Here is a 16,193-nt window from a genome sequence, read left to right as displayed (position 1 = left end):
TCAACTTGTATCTAACATATCTATTTTACTCTTTTTTGGATTTTTTGACCAATACTTATAAAAAAGAAAAAGATATAGCAGCAAACTATATCTTTCTAGTAGCTTTCTAAAAGAGCAAGGAGGGTCTGGGCTGAACGTTTGCCAGCCTCCAGAATAAATTCATCAAAGGTGATGTTGGCATCACCTTGAGCTGTATCACTCATAGCCCGGATGACCATAAATGGCTTGCCAGCTGCCTGGGCCGCTTGAGCAATGGCCGCCCCTTCCATCTCAACCGCCAAGACCTCTGGAAAATGGTGCTTGATGGCCGCTACCCTGTCTGGGTCTGCGATAAAACTATCCCCTGTCGCGATTAGACCCAGATGGCTTTCCTGTCCCTCTTGGGCCAGAACAGCTTGCAGTTTAGCCATCAGGTCTGGGTCAGCCAAAAAGTAAAGCTCTTGCCCAGCCATCTGTCCATAGGCATAGCCAAAGGCTGTCACATCCACATCATGGTAGACCAGCCTGTCTGCAATCACCACATCCCCAATCGCCAAACCATGAGCTACCGCACCAGCCGAACCGGTGTTGATGATAGAATCTACTGTAAAAGTCTCTGCTAAAATAGCCACGGACATGGCGGACATGACCTTGCCAATCCCCGATTGGACCAAAACAACCTCATGTTGCCCGATGTGACCTGCGTAGTAGGTTTTTCCTAAAACAGTCACTTCTTCTTTATCTTGTAAGGCCATAAGCAAGGTTTTTAGTTCTTCTTCCATGGCGGCAATAATTCCAAACTTCATGATTTCTCCTATAAATAAAAGACTGCTAGCAAAAAGAGGATGACTAAGAGAACCACCCAAAAGAGGACTTTATTGACCTTAGAGCGGAATTTTTCTCGCTTGACAGTCTCAATCCGGCGACTTTTGATAATGGACTGTTCAACTGGAATCCGAACAGTCTGTCCTTCTTGATAGCCTTGATATTCTTCATCCCAGTCGTCTTCGTATTGGTCATATTCGTCATAGTCATCGTAGAATTCTTCTTCGTAGTTGTCTGATTTTGGCGAATAGTAACCAAATTCTTTTTCCCGATCCTTGCGGTGGCGGGCTCTTTCAAGAACTTCGTCTGTTAACAAGGGCTTGCCCATCTGGTTTTCCTACTTTCTGATAATCTGTAAATGCTGAATGGCCATGATGGTTTTGGCATCGCAGATATCCCCACTGGCAATCAAGGAAATAGCCTCCTCCAAGGTTACTTCCATGAGTTGGATGACCTCATCCTCATCTTGAGGACGGGGATTTTCCACTTTAATCAGCTCGTCTGCCAGGTAGAGACGAAGCCGCTCATTGCAAAAACCGATGGCAGAGTAAAAATCATGTAAAAGGGTTAGTTTGGGGCTGGTATAGCCCGTCTCCTCTTCCAATTCCCGCAGGGCTGCTTCTTCCTCGCTCCCTGACTCTCCCACTTCCAACTTGCCAGCTGGTATTTCAATGCTGACACGCTCAATGGCCTTACGGTATTGCTTGACCAAGATGATTTTACCCTCTGGCGTGATAGCCAAGATACAGACAGCTCCCTTGTGAAAAATCAACTCACGTTTGGCCTGGCCTAAGCCATTTGGCAATTCTACATCATCTACAGCCACTGTAAAAATATGACCCTTAAAAATTTCTTGACGCTTGATGGTTTTTTCTTCAAAATTCACAAGTTCAACCTCCGCTGGTACTTCTTGATTCTATTACCCTAAATTTTACTATATTCGGGCCAGAAAAGCGAGTATGACCACTGAAAGGGCCCATTTAGAGCCAAAACACTTCTTTATGGCTATTGTCTATTTCCAGAAAAAGAACTATACTATAGTCGAATGAATTAGCTTTCAGACAAGGAACTGAGGCGCAGGCTGTACTAGAGTACGGCAAGTCGAAAGTGACGATGTATCAAAGATAATTCAAATGACTATATTCCTATAACTGAAAAAGGAAGGTGGATAATCCCTATGGCTGAATTTAGACCCTATATTAAAGTGACCCTGCTTCGTGTTTTTGGAGTTTTGTTGACCTTTGGCCTCTGTGCTCTCTCGATTTGGAAGTTCAATGGTCAGCCCAGTCAAGCCTGGCAGACCTTCTGTGTCGGCTTTATCGCCGCTGGCATTGCCGGAACCTGGAACATCTATGATATCAACTCTTGGCCCTTACGAAAACGGACCCTGGTCCACACTTTCTTTATGGCCTTAGTCGTCTTTCCGACTCTCTTTATCAGCGGTTGGTTCGCTTTTAATCTAGCCAATCTGGCACTAGCAGCTGGAATCTTCGTCCTGTCAGGTGCCATCGCCTGGACTATCGGCTATGTCTTCTTTAGGGGCAAGGAAGGATAAAGGACATTCAAAAAACTTGGTTTTTAAAGGAAACCAAGTTTTTTTATAGGTTTATGACTCCTCAATTCTTTTGAGAATGTAGAGCCTTGATGAAAAGTCCTTGTCTTTTTGAACATGAACCTCGTTGTGAATCGGAAGTCCTGCATACATCAAGTCACTGCCATAGTAGGTTTTTCCATCCAGTTCATAAAGGGCCAGTTCGTCCAGTCCTTTTAAGCGCAAGCGAGCTAGACCAAGATTGGCGGTCACAAGGCGACGGTAAAAACCGACGATAACCTGACTGCCATCTTTTGACGCTACCTGCCAGGCAACATCTTCCCCCTCAAAAGGACTGAGGAGGCGGGTAAAGGTCCCGAATTGGAAGGTTGAGCGGTGTTGCTTGTAAAAGGCAATCTGCTCTTTTATCTCTTCTAGCTCATCTGCATTACAATCAGACAAATCCAACTCATAACCAAAACTGCCAAAGAAGGCGACATTGCCACGGGTGGAAAGGGGAGTTGGCCGACCGACCTGCTGGTTGGGACTTTCTGACACATGGCAGCCCATGCTGACCAAAGGATAAACCATAGAGGTTCCGTACTGAATTTTCAGGCGCTCGATGGCATCTGTATTGTCACTGGTCCAGGTTTGAGGAGCATAGTAGAGCAGACCTGGGTCAAAACGACCACCACCACTTGAACAGGATTCAAAGAGAACATGAGGGAAGCTACTAGTCAGATTTTCATAAAGCCGATAGAGGTTGAGCATGTAACGGTGGAAAATTTCTCCCTGCCGCTCGACCGGATGGCCCAGACTATAAACCTCAGTCATATAGCGGTTCATATCCCATTTAATGTAGTCAATCTCATGCTCGGACAGGAGTTTGTAGAGTTGGTCATAAATGTTTTGGTAGACTTCTTCTCTTGAAAAATCAAGCGTGTATTGGTAACGGCCATGGGATTGACTGTGCTTGGGATGATGGAGAATCCAGTCAGGGTGGGCTCGGTAGAGTTGGCTGTCCTTATTGACCATTTCTGGCTCAATCCAAAGACCAAATTTCATGCCCAGACCATGCACCTGGTCAATAATGCCTGTCAGACCACTTGGAAGCTTGTCCAGATTGACAGACCAATCTCCCAAACCAGCCCGCTCATGGTTGCGGTCCCCAAACCAGCCGTCATCCATGACAAAGAGTTCTACTCCGACAGAGGCAGCCTTGCGGGCAAGAGTCAAAATCTGCTCTTCATCAAAATCAAAGGACATGGCCTCCCAGTTATTAAGCAAAACAGGGCGCTCCCTTTGTCCCCAGAAGCCTCGCATCAGATGCTCTCGATAGACATCATGGAAGGCCTGACTCATCCCATTCAAGCCCTGATCGCTGTACACTAGAACCACTTCTGGAGTTTGGAAGGATTCCCCTTTTTCCAGGAGCCAAGTGAAGCGGTCTGGATGAATACCCAGGCTGACTCTGGTCTGCCCAAAGGAGCTGACATCGACCTGTCCCAGAAAATTCCCGCTGTAAATCAAGGAAAATCCTAGAACCTCCCCCTGGTGTTCATCTGCTGTCGGCCGTTTCAAGGCCATGAAGGGATTGTGTTCAGCGCTACTAGATCCTTTTAGGCTATAAATGGACTGGCTTCCCTGATGGAGCGGACTGACCTGCAGATGCCGCTCCCTTCCCCAAGCCCCATCTAGGTGCATCCAGTCATAATCCTTATCTGGTAAATCCAAGGTCATGGAAAGAGCCCGTTGAAGTTTGATGGCCTGCTCTCCTTTCTGCTCAAAACGAGCATGGCGACTGACTACTGGATGATTCTGAAAAATCGTGTAGGACAGAATCAATTCTGTCTGGGAAATGGTGTCCACCAATAGGATTTCCAGTGTTTGAGCCTCATCTTCCTCATTGACATAGAGCTGAGGCAACCCTTCAATACTTGGCTTGCCGTCCAAAATCCTATGACTTTGGTAAACAAAGTGAGATAGACAGCTCCCATCTGCTTGCTCGATTTCAAAAGCTGGCAAGGAAAAATCTGTCGTTCCATAGCAGGCGTATTCCTGCCGCGTATGTTGGAGAGAAAAGGATGGCTCGTCTTCATAAACAAATGAAGTCAGCGGCCGATAGCCATATTCTCTTAGACGAAGATAAGAGACCTTTTCGTTCAAACGTTTTCCATAATAGAGATTGCCCAAATGCCCATTAGGCAAGACATGAAAAATATAGCTGAGACTTTCGTTGTAAAGGTGAAATTCTTGTGTTTTTTCTTTGTAGTTGATTGGCATCATTTCCTCCTATAATTTTCCGCCAGAAGTAGCAATCCCTTGGATAAATTGCTTCTGGAAGATGATGTACAGTGCGACCATGGGCCAAATAGCTAGAACACTAGCGGCCATTAGCTGTGGATAATTGACCGCATAAGCCCCTTGAATTTTAGAAAGGGCGCTAGATAGGGTAGCTTTATCAGCATTAGAGTTGATAATCAAAGGCCAGAGCAGGTCCTTAAAGGCAAAGAGGGCAGTAAAGATGGCCAGAGCTATCAGTCCAGACTTGGCCAAAGGCAGCATGATTTTAAAGAAGGTCTGGCCGATATTGCAACCATCCAGCTTGGCGGATTCTTCCAACTCCCGAGGCAGCCCCACAAAGAACTGTCGGAGCAAGAAGGTCCCAAAAGCACTGACAATTCCTGGGAATACCAGAGCAAAAATAGAATTGCGCATCCCCAGCTGATCAATCATCAAATACTGCGGAATAACAAAGAGCTGAGGCGGCACCATCATCTGAAAGAGAACGAGGCCAAAGAGAACATTTCTGCCTGGAAATTCCAAGCGGGCAAAGGCATAGGCCGCCATCGCTGAAAACATGACTGAACTAAAAATCCGCCAAAGCATCATCATGATGGTATTGAAATACAAAATAGGAAAATTATTGATGCGAATAGCTTCTGTGTAATTACTGATGTGCCATTGGCTTGGAAAAAAATGAAAGGGATTCATCTGCGTGGACTCTGTGACCGACTTGAAGGAGGTCAAAACCATCCAGACAAAAGGAATAATCATCCCCAGTGCAACAACGATGAGAAAGAGATGGACCCCGATGGATTGTTTCGTACTTTTTTCTTTCATAATAACCTCCTTAATGGTAATATACCCATTTCTTCTGGGCTTTCATCTGCAAAGCTGTAATCAAGAGGATAATCACCAAGAGCAGGATAACAATGGTCGAACCGTAGCCCTTGTCTGTGTATTTAAAGGAATTGTTATAGAAAAGATAAACCAGTGAGACAGTCTTATCGTAGGCAGGACTGCGAATGTCTTCCATCATGTAGATAACATCAAAGACCTGCATGGACTGGATGATGCTGGTCACCACCACAAAGAAGAGGGTCGGCGACACCAAGGGCAGGGTAATCTGAAAGAATTGCTTTGCAGGACTAGCTCCATCAATTTTAGCTGCCTCATAATAATCTTTAGGAATTTCTTGGAGACCAGCTAGAATCAAAATCATACTATAGCCAACTGTACTCCAAATGCCAATCAGGGCAATAGAATACATAGCAATTTTGGGGTCTTCAATCCAGTTGATCCGCCCAATTCCCATCTTTCCCAAAACAAAGTTGATCAGTCCAAAATCAGTATTATAGAGCCATTTCCAGACCATGGTCACCGCAGCAGGAGCTGCCACCATAGGCAGAAAGAAGATAGTCCGATACAGATGCTTTCCTCTGATTTTTGAATTGAGCAAAACAGCTAGAAAAATGGCGAGAGTAACCGTTGCTGGTACCACTAATAGGGTATACTTAAAGGTATTCCAAGTGGCTTGCCACACCTGAGCATCTCCTAGCATCCGCTGATAATTTTCAAAACCAACGAAGATATCATTGCGCCCAAAATCCCCACTCTTATGAAAACTCATTTTGAGGGTTTGAAAAATGGGGATAATATTGAGCACTATCAAACCGATGATGGTCGGTGCCACCATGGCCCAGCCCCAAAGGGCTTCGTTTAAACTCCCTTTCTTTTTAAACATAACAGACTCCTTAAACAATAAGGTCTGGAGAAGTTTGACTCTCCCCCAGACCCTTCTTTTATTTCTCAGAAGCTAACTCTTTATTCATCATGTCAGCAGTTTTTTGAGCTGCATCTTTTGTAGCTTCTTCTCCCAAATAAGCTGGTTTCAAGAGCTCATAGGCCTTGTCTTCCCATTTCAAAGTTGTTTGAGAATAAGGACGGATTTGAGCGTAATCCAACATGTCTACATAATTCTTAATCGCAAAATCCTTATTGGAATTCACCCAAGTATCTGCCGTTCCCTTGTAAGCGGAAATCGCAACACCTAAGCTGGCTTGCATTTCTTGGGCTTCTTTAGAGCTGAGGTATTCTACCCATTTCCAAGCAGCATCTGGATTCTTAGTGTTGGCGGCAATGGCATTTCCCAGACCGTTGAAAATCGTTGCGCGTGTTCCATCTGGTCCTTTTGGCAGAACTGCTACATCTGCATTTTCACGAATATAATCATTGGCTGAAAATCCGGACAGGTTCCAAGAACCAAAGACGCTCATGGCAACTTGACCATTTTGGAAGGCTTCTGCCCGCTCCTTATCTACTGTCAGGGCCGGAGAGAGTTTTTCTTTGACGAAGCTGAAGTAATAATCAAGGGCTTCGATGGTTTTTGGATCGTCATAGCCTGACTTCATGTCATCTGTAATCACAGTGCCGCCATTTTGGTAGATAAAGTTGTAGTAGCCCTCTTGGTTGCTGAGACCTGCCCCAAAACCATACTGGCTGCCGTCAGATTTGGTTAATTTTTTCGCAACTTCTTTTAGTTTGTTCCAATCCCAAGTATCATCCGGATAAGGAATTCCTGCCTCATCAAACATCTTCTTGTTGTACCAGAGACCGATGGTATCAAAATCTTTTGGCACGGCGTACTGTTTACCTTTGATATTGTAGATTTCATTGAGACCATCTGGGAAATTCTCCAGCTTAGCTTCTTTGCTCTTTGCCAAATAATCATCCAAAGGCAACAGCATTTCATTGGAGCCATAACGGTAAATTTCATTGGAGTGCATCCAGAAAGTATCCGGCAACGAACCACCTGTCGCCCCAGCTTCTAACATGGTCCAATAGTTATCCCAATCCACCACTTGGATGTTGATTTTAATATCTGGATTTTTTTCTTCAAACTTGTCTGCAATCTGTCGAATGCCCGGCTCCTGGCCAGAATCCCAGATGGCATAGGAAATTTCTGTTTTTCCTGAAGCCTTTGAGCTTGAAGAAGAACCGCTACTATTTGAACCGGAACAAGCAGCTAGCAGGGCAGCTGTCGCTAAAATTCCCGCATAGAAACGTACTTTTTTCATCTATATAACTCCTTTTTCTGATTTTCCCAAGTCTACCAACTTGAGATACTCTGATGATTTCTGTTATTAGAATACCAAAAAAACGCTTTCAAAAACATAGGAATATTTGACCTTTTCTATATGATTTTGAGATTTTTTTGGTTTTTTGCATATATAATGTCACAAATTCATATAAATATAGTATAATGATAGCGTATTCATTTATTATAACTGACTATCTGAAGATTCAAAGGAGATCCCTGTATTTTATGGCAAATAAGATGGAGTTTCATGTTTTTAATAACCGGTCCTATATGGATTTTTATCCCATTCAATTTGGAATGGAAGAATGTCTTCCTCTTCATTCTTTCGGACCAACATCCAAACAGCACTATCTCTTTCACTATATCGTTTCTGGTTCAGGACATTTTTATGACACACAGGGACAGCGTGTCCATCGGCTGACTGCCGGTCAAGGCTTCCTTATCTCTCCCAATATGATCTGCAGCTATGAGGCAGATGAGAAAGACCCTTGGACCTATATCTGGGTTGAGTTTGATGGTTTAAAGACCGAACATTTTTTAAGACAGGCTGGTCTATCCCGCCAACAACCTATCTTTTCCCAAAAAAGTCCTGCTGCACTGAGCCCAGTCTACAAAGAATTGATGGCAATCCTCGAAAATTATCAGTCAAAGAGTGCTGAAATCATCGGTCATCTCTACCTTTTCATCTCCGCCTTAATTGATGAATCACTGAACCATCGCACCAGTAAACACGATGAAATAAAAGAGTTTTATATCCGCGAAGCGCTGAACTTCATTGAGCGAAATTTTGAAAAACCTATTTCAGTCGATGACTTGGCCCAGCAGTGCAATCTCAACCGCCACTACTTCAGCCGTCTCTTCAAGGAGCAAGTTAATATCTCCCCCCAGCAATTCATCATCCAGTACCGCCTCAGCGAAGCCTGTGAGTTATTGAAAAATACCAATAAAACCCTGCAAGAAATCGCAGAGTCTGTCGGTTATTCCAATCAGTTTAATTTTTCAACAGCCTTCAAACGCCACTACCAACAATCCCCCACCAAATGGCGACGAGAACACCGATAAAAAAGTATGGAGCCAAAACTCCATACTTTTTTGTTTATTCCATCAAGCCTTCAAATCTTTTTTCTCCAGGATCATCACCGAGAAGAGAAGTGAGGCAAGAATCACAACTCCCGCTTTGATGAGCAAAAGTATATCCAAGTCCACCTGACTAAAGACATCCGCTCCACTAGCATAGTAATAAGGGGTCAGGTACTTGAGTTTGTCCAAGTCCGGTACAATACGCACCATCATATCCAGGCTGTAAGTCAATAACACCAAGCCCATAGCCAGTCCTGTCTGTTTCTTAGAACTGATAGCAGAGATCAGAAAGCCTAGGCTGGCTAATTCAAGCTGCATAAGGAGGGCAAGCAAGTGATAATGGAACATGGCCTGGTAGGAAAAGGTCATATCCAACTGCCAGATTCCTAACAAACTAAGTCCAACAGCAATCGCATTGAATGATAGGATGAGGACCAGGACACTGAGAAATTTCCACAAGAAGATGGTCTTGCGTTGATAAGGCAAGGTATAGAGAAATTCACTGGTATGCCCTTCTTCTTCCTTGGACAGGCTGTTAACCCCCAACATGGCCGCAAACATGCCTGCCCCCAAGCCAAACATGAGGGCGATTTGGGTGGCATAATAGCCATCTAGAGTCGCTAAACTAACCTTGTCCATGCCCAGAGCCTTGGTCATCTCTCCCATATTGGCATAGAGGTCAGCTACTTCTGCCAGCTGTCCTGATACACTCTTATACAGTAAGATACAGCCATAACAAATCAAACCTACGGTTAAAGACCAGATGAGCAAGCTTTTACGATTTTCTTTTATTTCGTGCAACAGAAGTATCATGCTTCCACCTCCTCATAATAGTGTAAGAAGAGTTCTTCTAGCGAGGGCTCTTCTACCAAGAAATCAGAAGGCTGCAAGTCCTGTAAATGGGCCAACAGCTCCAAACTGGTCCCTTCAAAGTTAAAGTGTTCTTCCTGACCGTCCTTCCAGATGGTGACCCGCTTGGTTTGGCTGCGGGTCAAATTTTCAATCGTATCGATGGTTAAGAGCTGACCTTCTCTGATGATGGCTGCCCGGTCACAGTAGTTTTTGACTTCTGCTAGATTGTGGGAAGACAAGAAGCAGGTGGCCCCAGCTGCACAAGCCTCTTTAATCAGCTTGAAAAAGCGCTCCTGCATGAGAGGGTCTAAGCCAGATGTCGGCTCATCCAAAATCAAGAGTTCTGGCTGGTGCTGGAGGGCGCAGACAATGCTGACCTTCTTGCGATTGCCCAGGGATAAATCCTTGATTTTCTTTTCGACTGGAACTTCTAAGATTTGACAAATCCGCTCGGCTTCTGCCCTGCAATCTTTTTTCCTGGCCCTTGCTGCTAAAGCAATGATTTCCTTGACGGTCATATCTGGGTAAAATTGCGATTCAGAGGGCAGGTAGCCGATGTGAGCTAGTTTTTCAGTCAGGCTATCATATTTCCCCGCAAAGAGAGTCATTTCTCCCCTGCTTTTCTTGATAAGACCCAAAAGACAACGAATGACCGTTGATTTGCCAGCCCCATTGGCTCCCAAAAAACCAAAAATCTCCCCTTTCTGAACAGACAGGGTCAGGTTGCTGACTGCCAAATGCTTCCCATAATATTTTTCCAGTCCTTGGATGTTTACCACTGTTTCACCCATGGTGATTCCCCCTTCTTTGTTTGAAGTCTTGCAGCTGTTTGTTAAGCTGTTTGCTATCGATCTGGCGCTTGATTTTATTATTGATATAAACGCCTATGTAGCAAAATAGTTGGAAGAAGCCAAAACCGATGGTGGCTAATTTATCTCCCCCAAACCAACTCAAATAGCCTGCTGCAAGCATGTAAAGGATAGAGCAGAGGATGGCAGAGAGCCACCATTTACCTGAAATCTGATCCGCTTCATCGAAATTATCCAAAAAATAAACTTGAAGATGATTGATGAACCAGGCCAGGAGCACAATCTCTGCCAGCTGGAGCAAACCAATCTGGTCCCGCTGCTGACTGATCAGGTAGAGGGCACAGTATAAAAGATGGCAGAGACTATAGATACCTGATTTATATTTAATGGCAATTTCTTGGCTTAAAACTTCTTCCCACTTAGTCCTCATCGGCCACTCCTTCCTCCAGTAATTGCCTGAGCTTGGTAGCGTATTTGCGCGAAATAATCACTTTTTCCCCATTGTCCAAGGTCGCCTCGATCCGTCCAAAGGATTGGCTTTTAAATTGGGCAATCCGATAAAGGTTGAGAACCAGGGCCTTGGCTGCTCGAAAAAATCCCCTATCCTGATAAGCCTGAACCAAATCTTTGAGACTATGGTGGACCTGATAGACAGAATTCTCTGTATAGGCAAAGGTTTTACCGTCAATGCTTTCAAAATAGAGGAGGTCATCTACCAAGATATACCGACTGCCCAAATCTGTCTCCACCAGCAATTTTTTTGGGTCTTCTTGGACCAGCTCGCAAATGGCTTGAACTGTCGCATTCATCTGCCGATAGCGAACAATGACCTCTTCCTGCCCTTTGGAAATTTCTTCTAAACGTAACTTCACAGCTCTTCTCCTTGCCTTATTATAGCAGAATAATGAGCCAAAAATACTTGATAGAAGATAAGATGCACGAAATGGAGCTGACATGCAGAAAAAGAGCAGGCAAGCCTACTCTCAATCTAGTTTATTTTTTCTCTGGATGGTGAGGGCAATGCTTGGCATAGCCTTCCTTGTTTTCCTGACGACCGCGACCGATGGCGATGGCATCTGCCGCCACTTCCTTGGTGATGACTGAACCAGCTGCTGTCAGAGCCCGATCACCGATTGTCAGTGGAGCGATAATAGTGGAATTGCTGCCGATAAAGGCCTTGTCGCCGATGGTGGTGGTGAACTTGTTCTTCCCGTCATAATTGGCCAGTATGGTCCCAGCACCAAAGTTGACTTCCTTGCCGACCTGAGCATTGCCCAAATAGGTCAGATGGCCAGCCTTAGTCCCCTCTCCAATGGTAGAGGACTTGACTTCAACAAAGTTTCCAATGTGAACTCCTGCTTTCAGAGTAGAATCTGGACGGACATGGGCATAAGGCCCAACCGTTACGCCTGATTCGATAGTAGAATCTTCAATGTCAGAGTTGGAAATGACCACATCTGCCGCAATCTGACTATTGACCACACGGGTCCCATTGGTCAACACTGTCCGCTCTCCGACGCTAGTCTGGCCCTTGAGGACCACATTGGCCTCAATGACAGCTTCAGCCCCGATTTCGACATCCACATCGATATAGGTAGCTTCTGGATTGGTGAAGGTTACTCCATTGACCATGTGCTTTTCATTGATCCGCTTGCGCATAACAGCTTCTGCTGTGGCCAGGGCAATCCGATCATTGACACCCAGACTTTCGTCAAAATCACGCAGAATATAGGCCCCAACCTTCTCACCTGCCTGACGGAAGATAGAAATCACATCTGTTAGGTAATATTCTCCTTGGGCATTGTCCGTGTTAATCTCTTTCAGAGCTTCAAAAAGTCGCTTGTTTTCAAAGAGATAGGTCCCTGTATTGATTTCCTTGACCTGTTTTTCAAAATCATTGGCATCTTTTTGCTCCACAATCTTGATAACTTCACCATCCGCATTGCGGATAATGCGGCCATAGCCAAAGGGATTGTCAGCCTGGGCTGTTAAAATAGTTGCCACGTTTTTGTGACTAACATGGAAATTGACCAAATTTTTGAGACTTTCTCCAGTGATTAAAGGTGTGTCCCCGGCAATCACCAAAGTGTGTCCATCCAAACCAACTAGGGCAGGCTCCGCCATCATAACGGCATGCCCCGTTCCCAGCTGCTCAGACTGGAGGGCAAAGTCGGATTTCCCAGTCAAGACTTTCTCCACCATCTCTGCCTTGTGGCCAACAATGGTTTCAATCTTGACAGGCTCAATGTCAGAAACTGCACGAAAGACATGTTCCAGCATGGAAATGCCCGCCACCTTGTGAAGGACCTTCGGCAGATCTGACTTCATACGGGTACCTTTACCCGCTGCTAAAATAATCGCATAATTTGACATAATTCTTTTTCCTTTTAAATGGAGTGAAATAATACCACTCCATTATACCATATTTTTGGTTTGAAGATTAAAATGAGTCAAATGTCATACATTTTTAACATTTGAAAACAAAGACTCCTGACTTCCATCGGTCAAAGGCCAATAGTCTATCAACTACATTGACTTCACAGCCTGATCCAGGACCTGCATGACAGTCCGGCTATGGTCAAGGGCCGCTTGAGCTCTGGCAAAATCTTGACCAGCTATCATCTCCTCAAATGCTACAAATTCATCGTGCATGCGGTGATGAGGACCATTCAAATCCAAATCTTGCCCCTCTTGACCATTGAGTTGGAGGTTGATGGCTGGCATGGCACCAGTTGAGCCAAAAACAGACATAGACCCCTTGTCGCCTTGAATCGTAGACTTGATTTCCGCCGCACAGTCCTTAGCCCCGATACAGACGCACTTGAAAGCCCCGTAGTCCATCACCAGCATCCCCGAGGTATCAATTCCCCGCTCCATATTGGCCAGGTATTGCACCGACTGAGGCTGACCAAAAAGGCCGACCACCAGATGGATATTGTAGATATTGAGGTCCCGTAGGGCACCTCCCCCCATCTCTGGGTTAAAAGCTGGCGCAATTTCCCCACGCTTGAAGGCATCATAACGTGAGCTGTATTGGGAGTAATTGCAGGACACAATCTTGACATCCCCTAGTTTGTCCAGGTTTTCTTTGATGAAGTGGAAATTCCCCAAATACTGGTTGGTGATGGCTTCCAGGAGGAAAAGCTTTTTCTCCTCTGCGATGCGGACCAAGTCTTCCAACTCTTCTGCCAGCAAGGTAAAGGGCTTTTCACAAATTACATGTTTGCCAGCCAAAAGGGCCTGCTTGGCGTAGTCATAGTGGGTATGGTTGGGTGTCCCAACATAGACAGTGTCCACCTGAGGATTGGCCAGAATATCCTCATAGTGGCTGGTCGCCTGGGGCAGGCCATATTCTGCTGCCAGGCTCTTGGCTTTCTCAATCGAGCGCGGTGTGGATAGGATGGCCACCAGCTCAATCCCATTCATATCTCGCAAGACCGGCAAGACTTCCGACACAATCATACCCGTTCCAAGTAAGGCTAATTTCATTTGGATTCCTCCTGATTTCTCTGAGTCCATTATAGCAAAATCTAACCCAAAAAGAATAATTTCATAAGAAAAAGGGCCAAAGGCCCTCAATCTATTGTTCCGTTACCTCCTGCTTGCCTAAGATAAATTTTGAGATAACTGCTGACTGGGGATTCAGGTATTCTTTTTCAAAATAATCCTGATAAACTCCCGGAGTTAAGATACCGTGATTGGCAATGTTATCCGTACCGATAACTTCCAAAATGGTATCAGCCAAGAGCACACAGTTGGTGGTCATGACAAAGTAGGTTTTGAACTGAGAGTTGCTAAAGGTGAAACTCTCTACACCATAGTGATTATTGAGCTGGCCCAGATAACTCTGCTGCTGCTTCTCAGTCTGCAAAACTAAAGGCTTGGTATAGCTCATAATCTCGGACAAACGACTTTCAATGGCCTCTTGCTGTTGATCCGTCAAGACCATCCCATAGCCAACCACAGCCCGCCAATCATCTTGGGCCAGAGCATCCAAGTAATCCTGACTGGAAAGTCGGATAAGGACCCCATCTCCCACTGTACCAAAGAGGCGACTAGATTCCGGATTATATAGGCCATAAGCATAGGTCACACCCTTGTAGGAAATATCAACATGTCCCATCATTTCAAATCCCCGTCTCGCCGTATGAATCCAGACTTCCAGATCTGATTTTCCTGTTTTTTCCAAAGGGTTTCCCAACTGGATGGCCCGGCTCTTATCCGGACTGAGCAGGCGATTGATTGCCCGTAATGTTCCAATAGGAATGAGGGCAGATAGGAAAATAGGCAGACCTAGCCGCTTTCTGCGTCCCTTATTGGCAATCTCAACCTTGTCTATCCGCCAAGCATCCCAGAGACTGGAGAGGCCCCGCAAGAGCAGAGACAGACCAAAGAGGCGATAAATCAAATCCAGAGTAGCATCCAAATTAAAAAGGGCAATCAAACCAATTACGAAATGAACAACACCATCCAAAAGGATGAGCAGTGATGGCCTCAATTGATTGAACCATTTGACCCCAAAATCCAATAGCAAAATCAAGCCCATGGCAAAAAATTCAAGTGTCATAAAGAGGGCCAATAGATGAGTTGGCAACATGGCGTTATTTACCAGAAAAAGGGCCAAGAGCCCATGTAAGAACAGATTGAGCCAGGAGGCAGATTTGCCCCCCTTCCTCTTCCATTTTATCCAAATCTGATAGAGGAGATTGAGAAGGGCAATGGCGGCCAGTGTCGCAAAAACGATCAGGGCAAACTGACTTTCCAAAAAGAAAAAGAGAAAACCCGCCAAAATCAAGATGGAACCCCATAAATAACCTTGACTTTGCCTTACTTTTAGATTCATGCTTTCCCCCCTTAATGGTCCTATCTTTCTTCTTTCTTCAAAAAATAATAAAGCATTCCGTACAAAAGACTAGTTGCCACATAGATGGATAAGCAAACCAGTATTTCACTCGCAGCATAGGTCCAAATCGGATCAATCCAGAAACCTGCACTCCTTGAAGGAAGAGGAAGTCCAACACTAGCATGAAGCGCCAAGACAATCAGATTTCCCACTAGGAGAAATTCCGAATACTGCTTGAGAGCCTTCTGTCTGTCCTCCTGGTTGCGACAAATAACACCATATACGTAAGCAAAAATGGGCAGACTAACTAAAAAACTCAGTCCAGTTCCTACCCTCAAAGGGTCAAAAGGCCAAATAATCAGTCCCCCAACTATGCCCAAAGCGGCCATTATCAGCCAGTGTAATATGCTAGATTTCGTCTGCATCTCATTTCCCTCACTTTTTTTAAAATTTTTTTCTGACTTTAGGAATCTTTTACCGATTTGTAAACTACTTGGAACTCCTCCAGTACTACCTTGGATTCAGGACTAAAGGTGAGACCAATTTGAGCCAGCCACTTGGTGAAAAATTCCTCGTGGACCTGGCGCCAATAGGTCAGAGAACGGTCTCCCTCCCCTTCCTTATAGGCGTGGTCCGCTGACACATCCCTGAAAGGAATCACCGTCACTTTTGTCGTTTCAATAATGGCAACCGCCTGTCCCTGACCATCCAGGACCACATCTAGATCACCAACCTTGGGCAGTTCTTCCTCGTAATAGACATATTCATCATATGCCGAGGCCGTTGCTGTCTTGACCCCCTGGACCACTAATTCTGCCAGCAAATCTGGTGCCACCCCAAAGGCCCAGGCATCAATCTCATCTCCAATTTCAGGGTTGATTGCCTTGTATT

General features: G+C 45.1%; 18 protein-coding genes. 2 read left to right on the top strand and 16 right to left on the bottom strand.

The genetic code is table 11. The features are described 5' to 3' along the window. Positions 1–95: 95 nt before the first annotated feature. The 3 genes from ACEYCN_RS03390 to ACEYCN_RS03380 are packed head-to-tail and all read right to left on the bottom strand — an operon-like array spanning position 96 to position 1,690. Positions 96–785, bottom strand: coding sequence for a 5'-methylthioadenosine/adenosylhomocysteine nucleosidase (locus ACEYCN_RS03390; RefSeq protein WP_373712897.1), 690 nt, complete (start codon positions 783–785; stop codon positions 96–98). 8 nt (positions 786–793) lie between these two features. Next, positions 794–1,132, bottom strand: coding sequence for a cell wall synthase accessory phosphoprotein MacP (gene macP / locus ACEYCN_RS03385; protein WP_373712896.1), 339 nt, complete (start codon positions 1,130–1,132; stop codon positions 794–796). A 9-nt stretch (positions 1,133–1,141) separates the two neighbouring features. Further along, on the bottom strand, positions 1,142–1,690 hold the full coding sequence (locus ACEYCN_RS03380) for an NUDIX domain-containing protein (RefSeq protein ID WP_373712895.1): 549 nt from the start codon (positions 1,688–1,690) through the stop codon (positions 1,142–1,144). 291 nt (positions 1,691–1,981) lie between these two features. Between ACEYCN_RS03380 and ACEYCN_RS03375 the strand changes: the two genes are divergently transcribed. Further along, positions 1,982–2,359 (top strand): DUF3021 family protein, encoded by a 378-nt coding sequence (locus ACEYCN_RS03375; RefSeq protein ID WP_373712894.1) that lies wholly within the window; start codon positions 1,982–1,984, stop codon positions 2,357–2,359. A gap of 51 nt (positions 2,360–2,410) precedes the next feature. Here ACEYCN_RS03375 and ACEYCN_RS03370 read toward each other — a convergent pair whose 3' ends face one another. The 4 genes from ACEYCN_RS03370 to ACEYCN_RS03355 are packed head-to-tail and all read right to left on the bottom strand — an operon-like array spanning position 2,411 to position 7,695. Continuing rightward, positions 2,411–4,618, bottom strand: coding sequence for an alpha-galactosidase (locus tag ACEYCN_RS03370; RefSeq protein ID WP_373712893.1), 2,208 nt, complete (start codon positions 4,616–4,618; stop codon positions 2,411–2,413). 9 nt (positions 4,619–4,627) lie between these two features. Further along, positions 4,628–5,458: a carbohydrate ABC transporter permease gene (locus ACEYCN_RS03365; RefSeq protein ID WP_373712892.1), complete on the bottom strand. Its 831-nt coding sequence runs from the start codon at positions 5,456–5,458 to the stop codon at positions 4,628–4,630. Between the two features lie 10 nt (positions 5,459–5,468). Further along, entirely contained in the window at positions 5,469–6,362 is an 894-nt protein-coding gene (locus ACEYCN_RS03360; protein WP_373712891.1) for a carbohydrate ABC transporter permease, read from the bottom strand. Between the two features lie 58 nt (positions 6,363–6,420). Next, entirely contained in the window at positions 6,421–7,695 is a 1,275-nt protein-coding gene (locus ACEYCN_RS03355; RefSeq protein WP_373712890.1) for a sugar ABC transporter substrate-binding protein, read from the bottom strand. A 248-nt stretch (positions 7,696–7,943) separates the two neighbouring features. On the opposite strand from ACEYCN_RS03355, the gene ACEYCN_RS03350 reads away from it, so the two are divergent. Next, positions 7,944–8,780 carry a helix-turn-helix domain-containing protein gene (locus ACEYCN_RS03350; RefSeq protein ID WP_373712889.1) on the top strand — a complete coding sequence of 279 codons (837 nt, stop codon included), beginning with the start codon at positions 7,944–7,946 and terminating at the stop codon, positions 8,778–8,780. A gap of 42 nt (positions 8,781–8,822) precedes the next feature. On the opposite strand, the gene ACEYCN_RS03345 is transcribed toward ACEYCN_RS03350, so the two are convergent. The 9 genes from ACEYCN_RS03345 to ACEYCN_RS03305 all read right to left on the bottom strand — a co-directional run. Continuing rightward, positions 8,823–9,611, bottom strand: coding sequence for an ABC transporter permease subunit (locus ACEYCN_RS03345; protein ID WP_373712888.1), 789 nt, complete (start codon positions 9,609–9,611; stop codon positions 8,823–8,825). After that, positions 9,608–10,441, bottom strand: a complete 834-nt coding sequence (locus tag ACEYCN_RS03340) for an ABC transporter ATP-binding protein (RefSeq protein ID WP_373712887.1) — start codon at positions 10,439–10,441, stop codon at positions 9,608–9,610. Before ACEYCN_RS03340 ends, ACEYCN_RS03345 begins: the two co-directional genes overlap by 4 nt. Next, positions 10,434–10,889, bottom strand: coding sequence for a hypothetical protein (locus ACEYCN_RS03335; RefSeq protein ID WP_373712886.1), 456 nt, complete (start codon positions 10,887–10,889; stop codon positions 10,434–10,436). Before ACEYCN_RS03335 ends, ACEYCN_RS03340 begins: the two co-directional genes overlap by 8 nt. After that, complete coding sequence (locus tag ACEYCN_RS03330; RefSeq protein WP_373712885.1) at positions 10,879–11,331, bottom strand: LytTR family DNA-binding domain-containing protein; 453 nt, start codon at positions 11,329–11,331, stop codon at positions 10,879–10,881. Before ACEYCN_RS03330 ends, ACEYCN_RS03335 begins: the two co-directional genes overlap by 11 nt. A 121-nt stretch (positions 11,332–11,452) precedes the next feature. Beyond that, complete coding sequence (glmU, locus tag ACEYCN_RS03325; RefSeq protein ID WP_373712884.1) at positions 11,453–12,832, bottom strand: bifunctional UDP-N-acetylglucosamine diphosphorylase/glucosamine-1-phosphate N-acetyltransferase GlmU; 1,380 nt, start codon at positions 12,830–12,832, stop codon at positions 11,453–11,455. A 153-nt stretch (positions 12,833–12,985) separates the two neighbouring features. Continuing rightward, positions 12,986–13,948, bottom strand: coding sequence for a Gfo/Idh/MocA family protein (locus ACEYCN_RS03320; RefSeq protein WP_373712883.1), 963 nt, complete (start codon positions 13,946–13,948; stop codon positions 12,986–12,988). A 91-nt stretch (positions 13,949–14,039) separates the two neighbouring features. After that, positions 14,040–15,302: a DUF308 domain-containing protein gene (locus ACEYCN_RS03315; protein ID WP_373712882.1), complete on the bottom strand. Its 1,263-nt coding sequence runs from the start codon at positions 15,300–15,302 to the stop codon at positions 14,040–14,042. Between the two features lie 20 nt (positions 15,303–15,322). Further along, positions 15,323–15,727: a hypothetical protein gene (locus tag ACEYCN_RS03310; protein ID WP_373712881.1), complete on the bottom strand. Its 405-nt coding sequence runs from the start codon at positions 15,725–15,727 to the stop codon at positions 15,323–15,325. Positions 15,728–15,765: 38 nt separating this feature from the next. Then, positions 15,766–16,193 (bottom strand): ASCH domain-containing protein (locus ACEYCN_RS03305; protein WP_373712880.1); only part of this gene is annotated, 428 nt, incomplete at its 5' end.

Origin of the sequence: Streptococcus sp. (assembly GCF_041802885.1) — a bacterium.
GTDB lineage: Bacteria > Bacillota > Bacilli > Lactobacillales > Streptococcaceae > Streptococcus.
Note: the sequence above shows the minus strand (reverse complement) of the source record. Positions and strands in the feature narration are given on the sequence as shown.

Coding starts and splice junctions, on each gene's coding strand:
- ACEYCN_RS03390 (WP_373712897.1), bottom strand. CDS start 785: ATGAAGTTTGGAATTATTGCCGCCATGGAAGAAGAACTAAAAACCTTG.
- macP (WP_373712896.1), bottom strand. CDS start 1,132: ATGGGCAAGCCCTTGTTAACAGACGAAGTTCTTGAAAGAGCCCGCCAC.
- ACEYCN_RS03375 (WP_373712894.1), top strand. CDS start 1,982: ATGGCTGAATTTAGACCCTATATTAAAGTGACCCTGCTTCGTGTTTTT.
- ACEYCN_RS03370 (WP_373712893.1), bottom strand. CDS start 4,618: ATGCCAATCAACTACAAAGAAAAAACACAAGAATTTCACCTTTACAAC.
- ACEYCN_RS03365 (WP_373712892.1), bottom strand. CDS start 5,458: ATGAAAGAAAAAAGTACGAAACAATCCATCGGGGTCCATCTCTTTCTC.
- ACEYCN_RS03360 (WP_373712891.1), bottom strand. CDS start 6,362: ATGTTTAAAAAGAAAGGGAGTTTAAACGAAGCCCTTTGGGGCTGGGCC.
- ACEYCN_RS03355 (WP_373712890.1), bottom strand. CDS start 7,695: ATGAAAAAAGTACGTTTCTATGCGGGAATTTTAGCGACAGCTGCCCTG.
- ACEYCN_RS03350 (WP_373712889.1), top strand. CDS start 7,944: ATGGCAAATAAGATGGAGTTTCATGTTTTTAATAACCGGTCCTATATG.
- ACEYCN_RS03345 (WP_373712888.1), bottom strand. CDS start 9,611: ATGATACTTCTGTTGCACGAAATAAAAGAAAATCGTAAAAGCTTGCTC.
- ACEYCN_RS03340 (WP_373712887.1), bottom strand. CDS start 10,441: ATGGGTGAAACAGTGGTAAACATCCAAGGACTGGAAAAATATTATGGG.
- ACEYCN_RS03335 (WP_373712886.1), bottom strand. CDS start 10,889: ATGAGGACTAAGTGGGAAGAAGTTTTAAGCCAAGAAATTGCCATTAAA.
- glmU (WP_373712884.1), bottom strand. CDS start 12,832: ATGTCAAATTATGCGATTATTTTAGCAGCGGGTAAAGGTACCCGTATG.
- ACEYCN_RS03320 (WP_373712883.1), bottom strand. CDS start 13,948: ATGAAATTAGCCTTACTTGGAACGGGTATGATTGTGTCGGAAGTCTTG.
- ACEYCN_RS03315 (WP_373712882.1), bottom strand. CDS start 15,302: ATGAATCTAAAAGTAAGGCAAAGTCAAGGTTATTTATGGGGTTCCATC.
- ACEYCN_RS03310 (WP_373712881.1), bottom strand. CDS start 15,727: ATGCAGACGAAATCTAGCATATTACACTGGCTGATAATGGCCGCTTTG.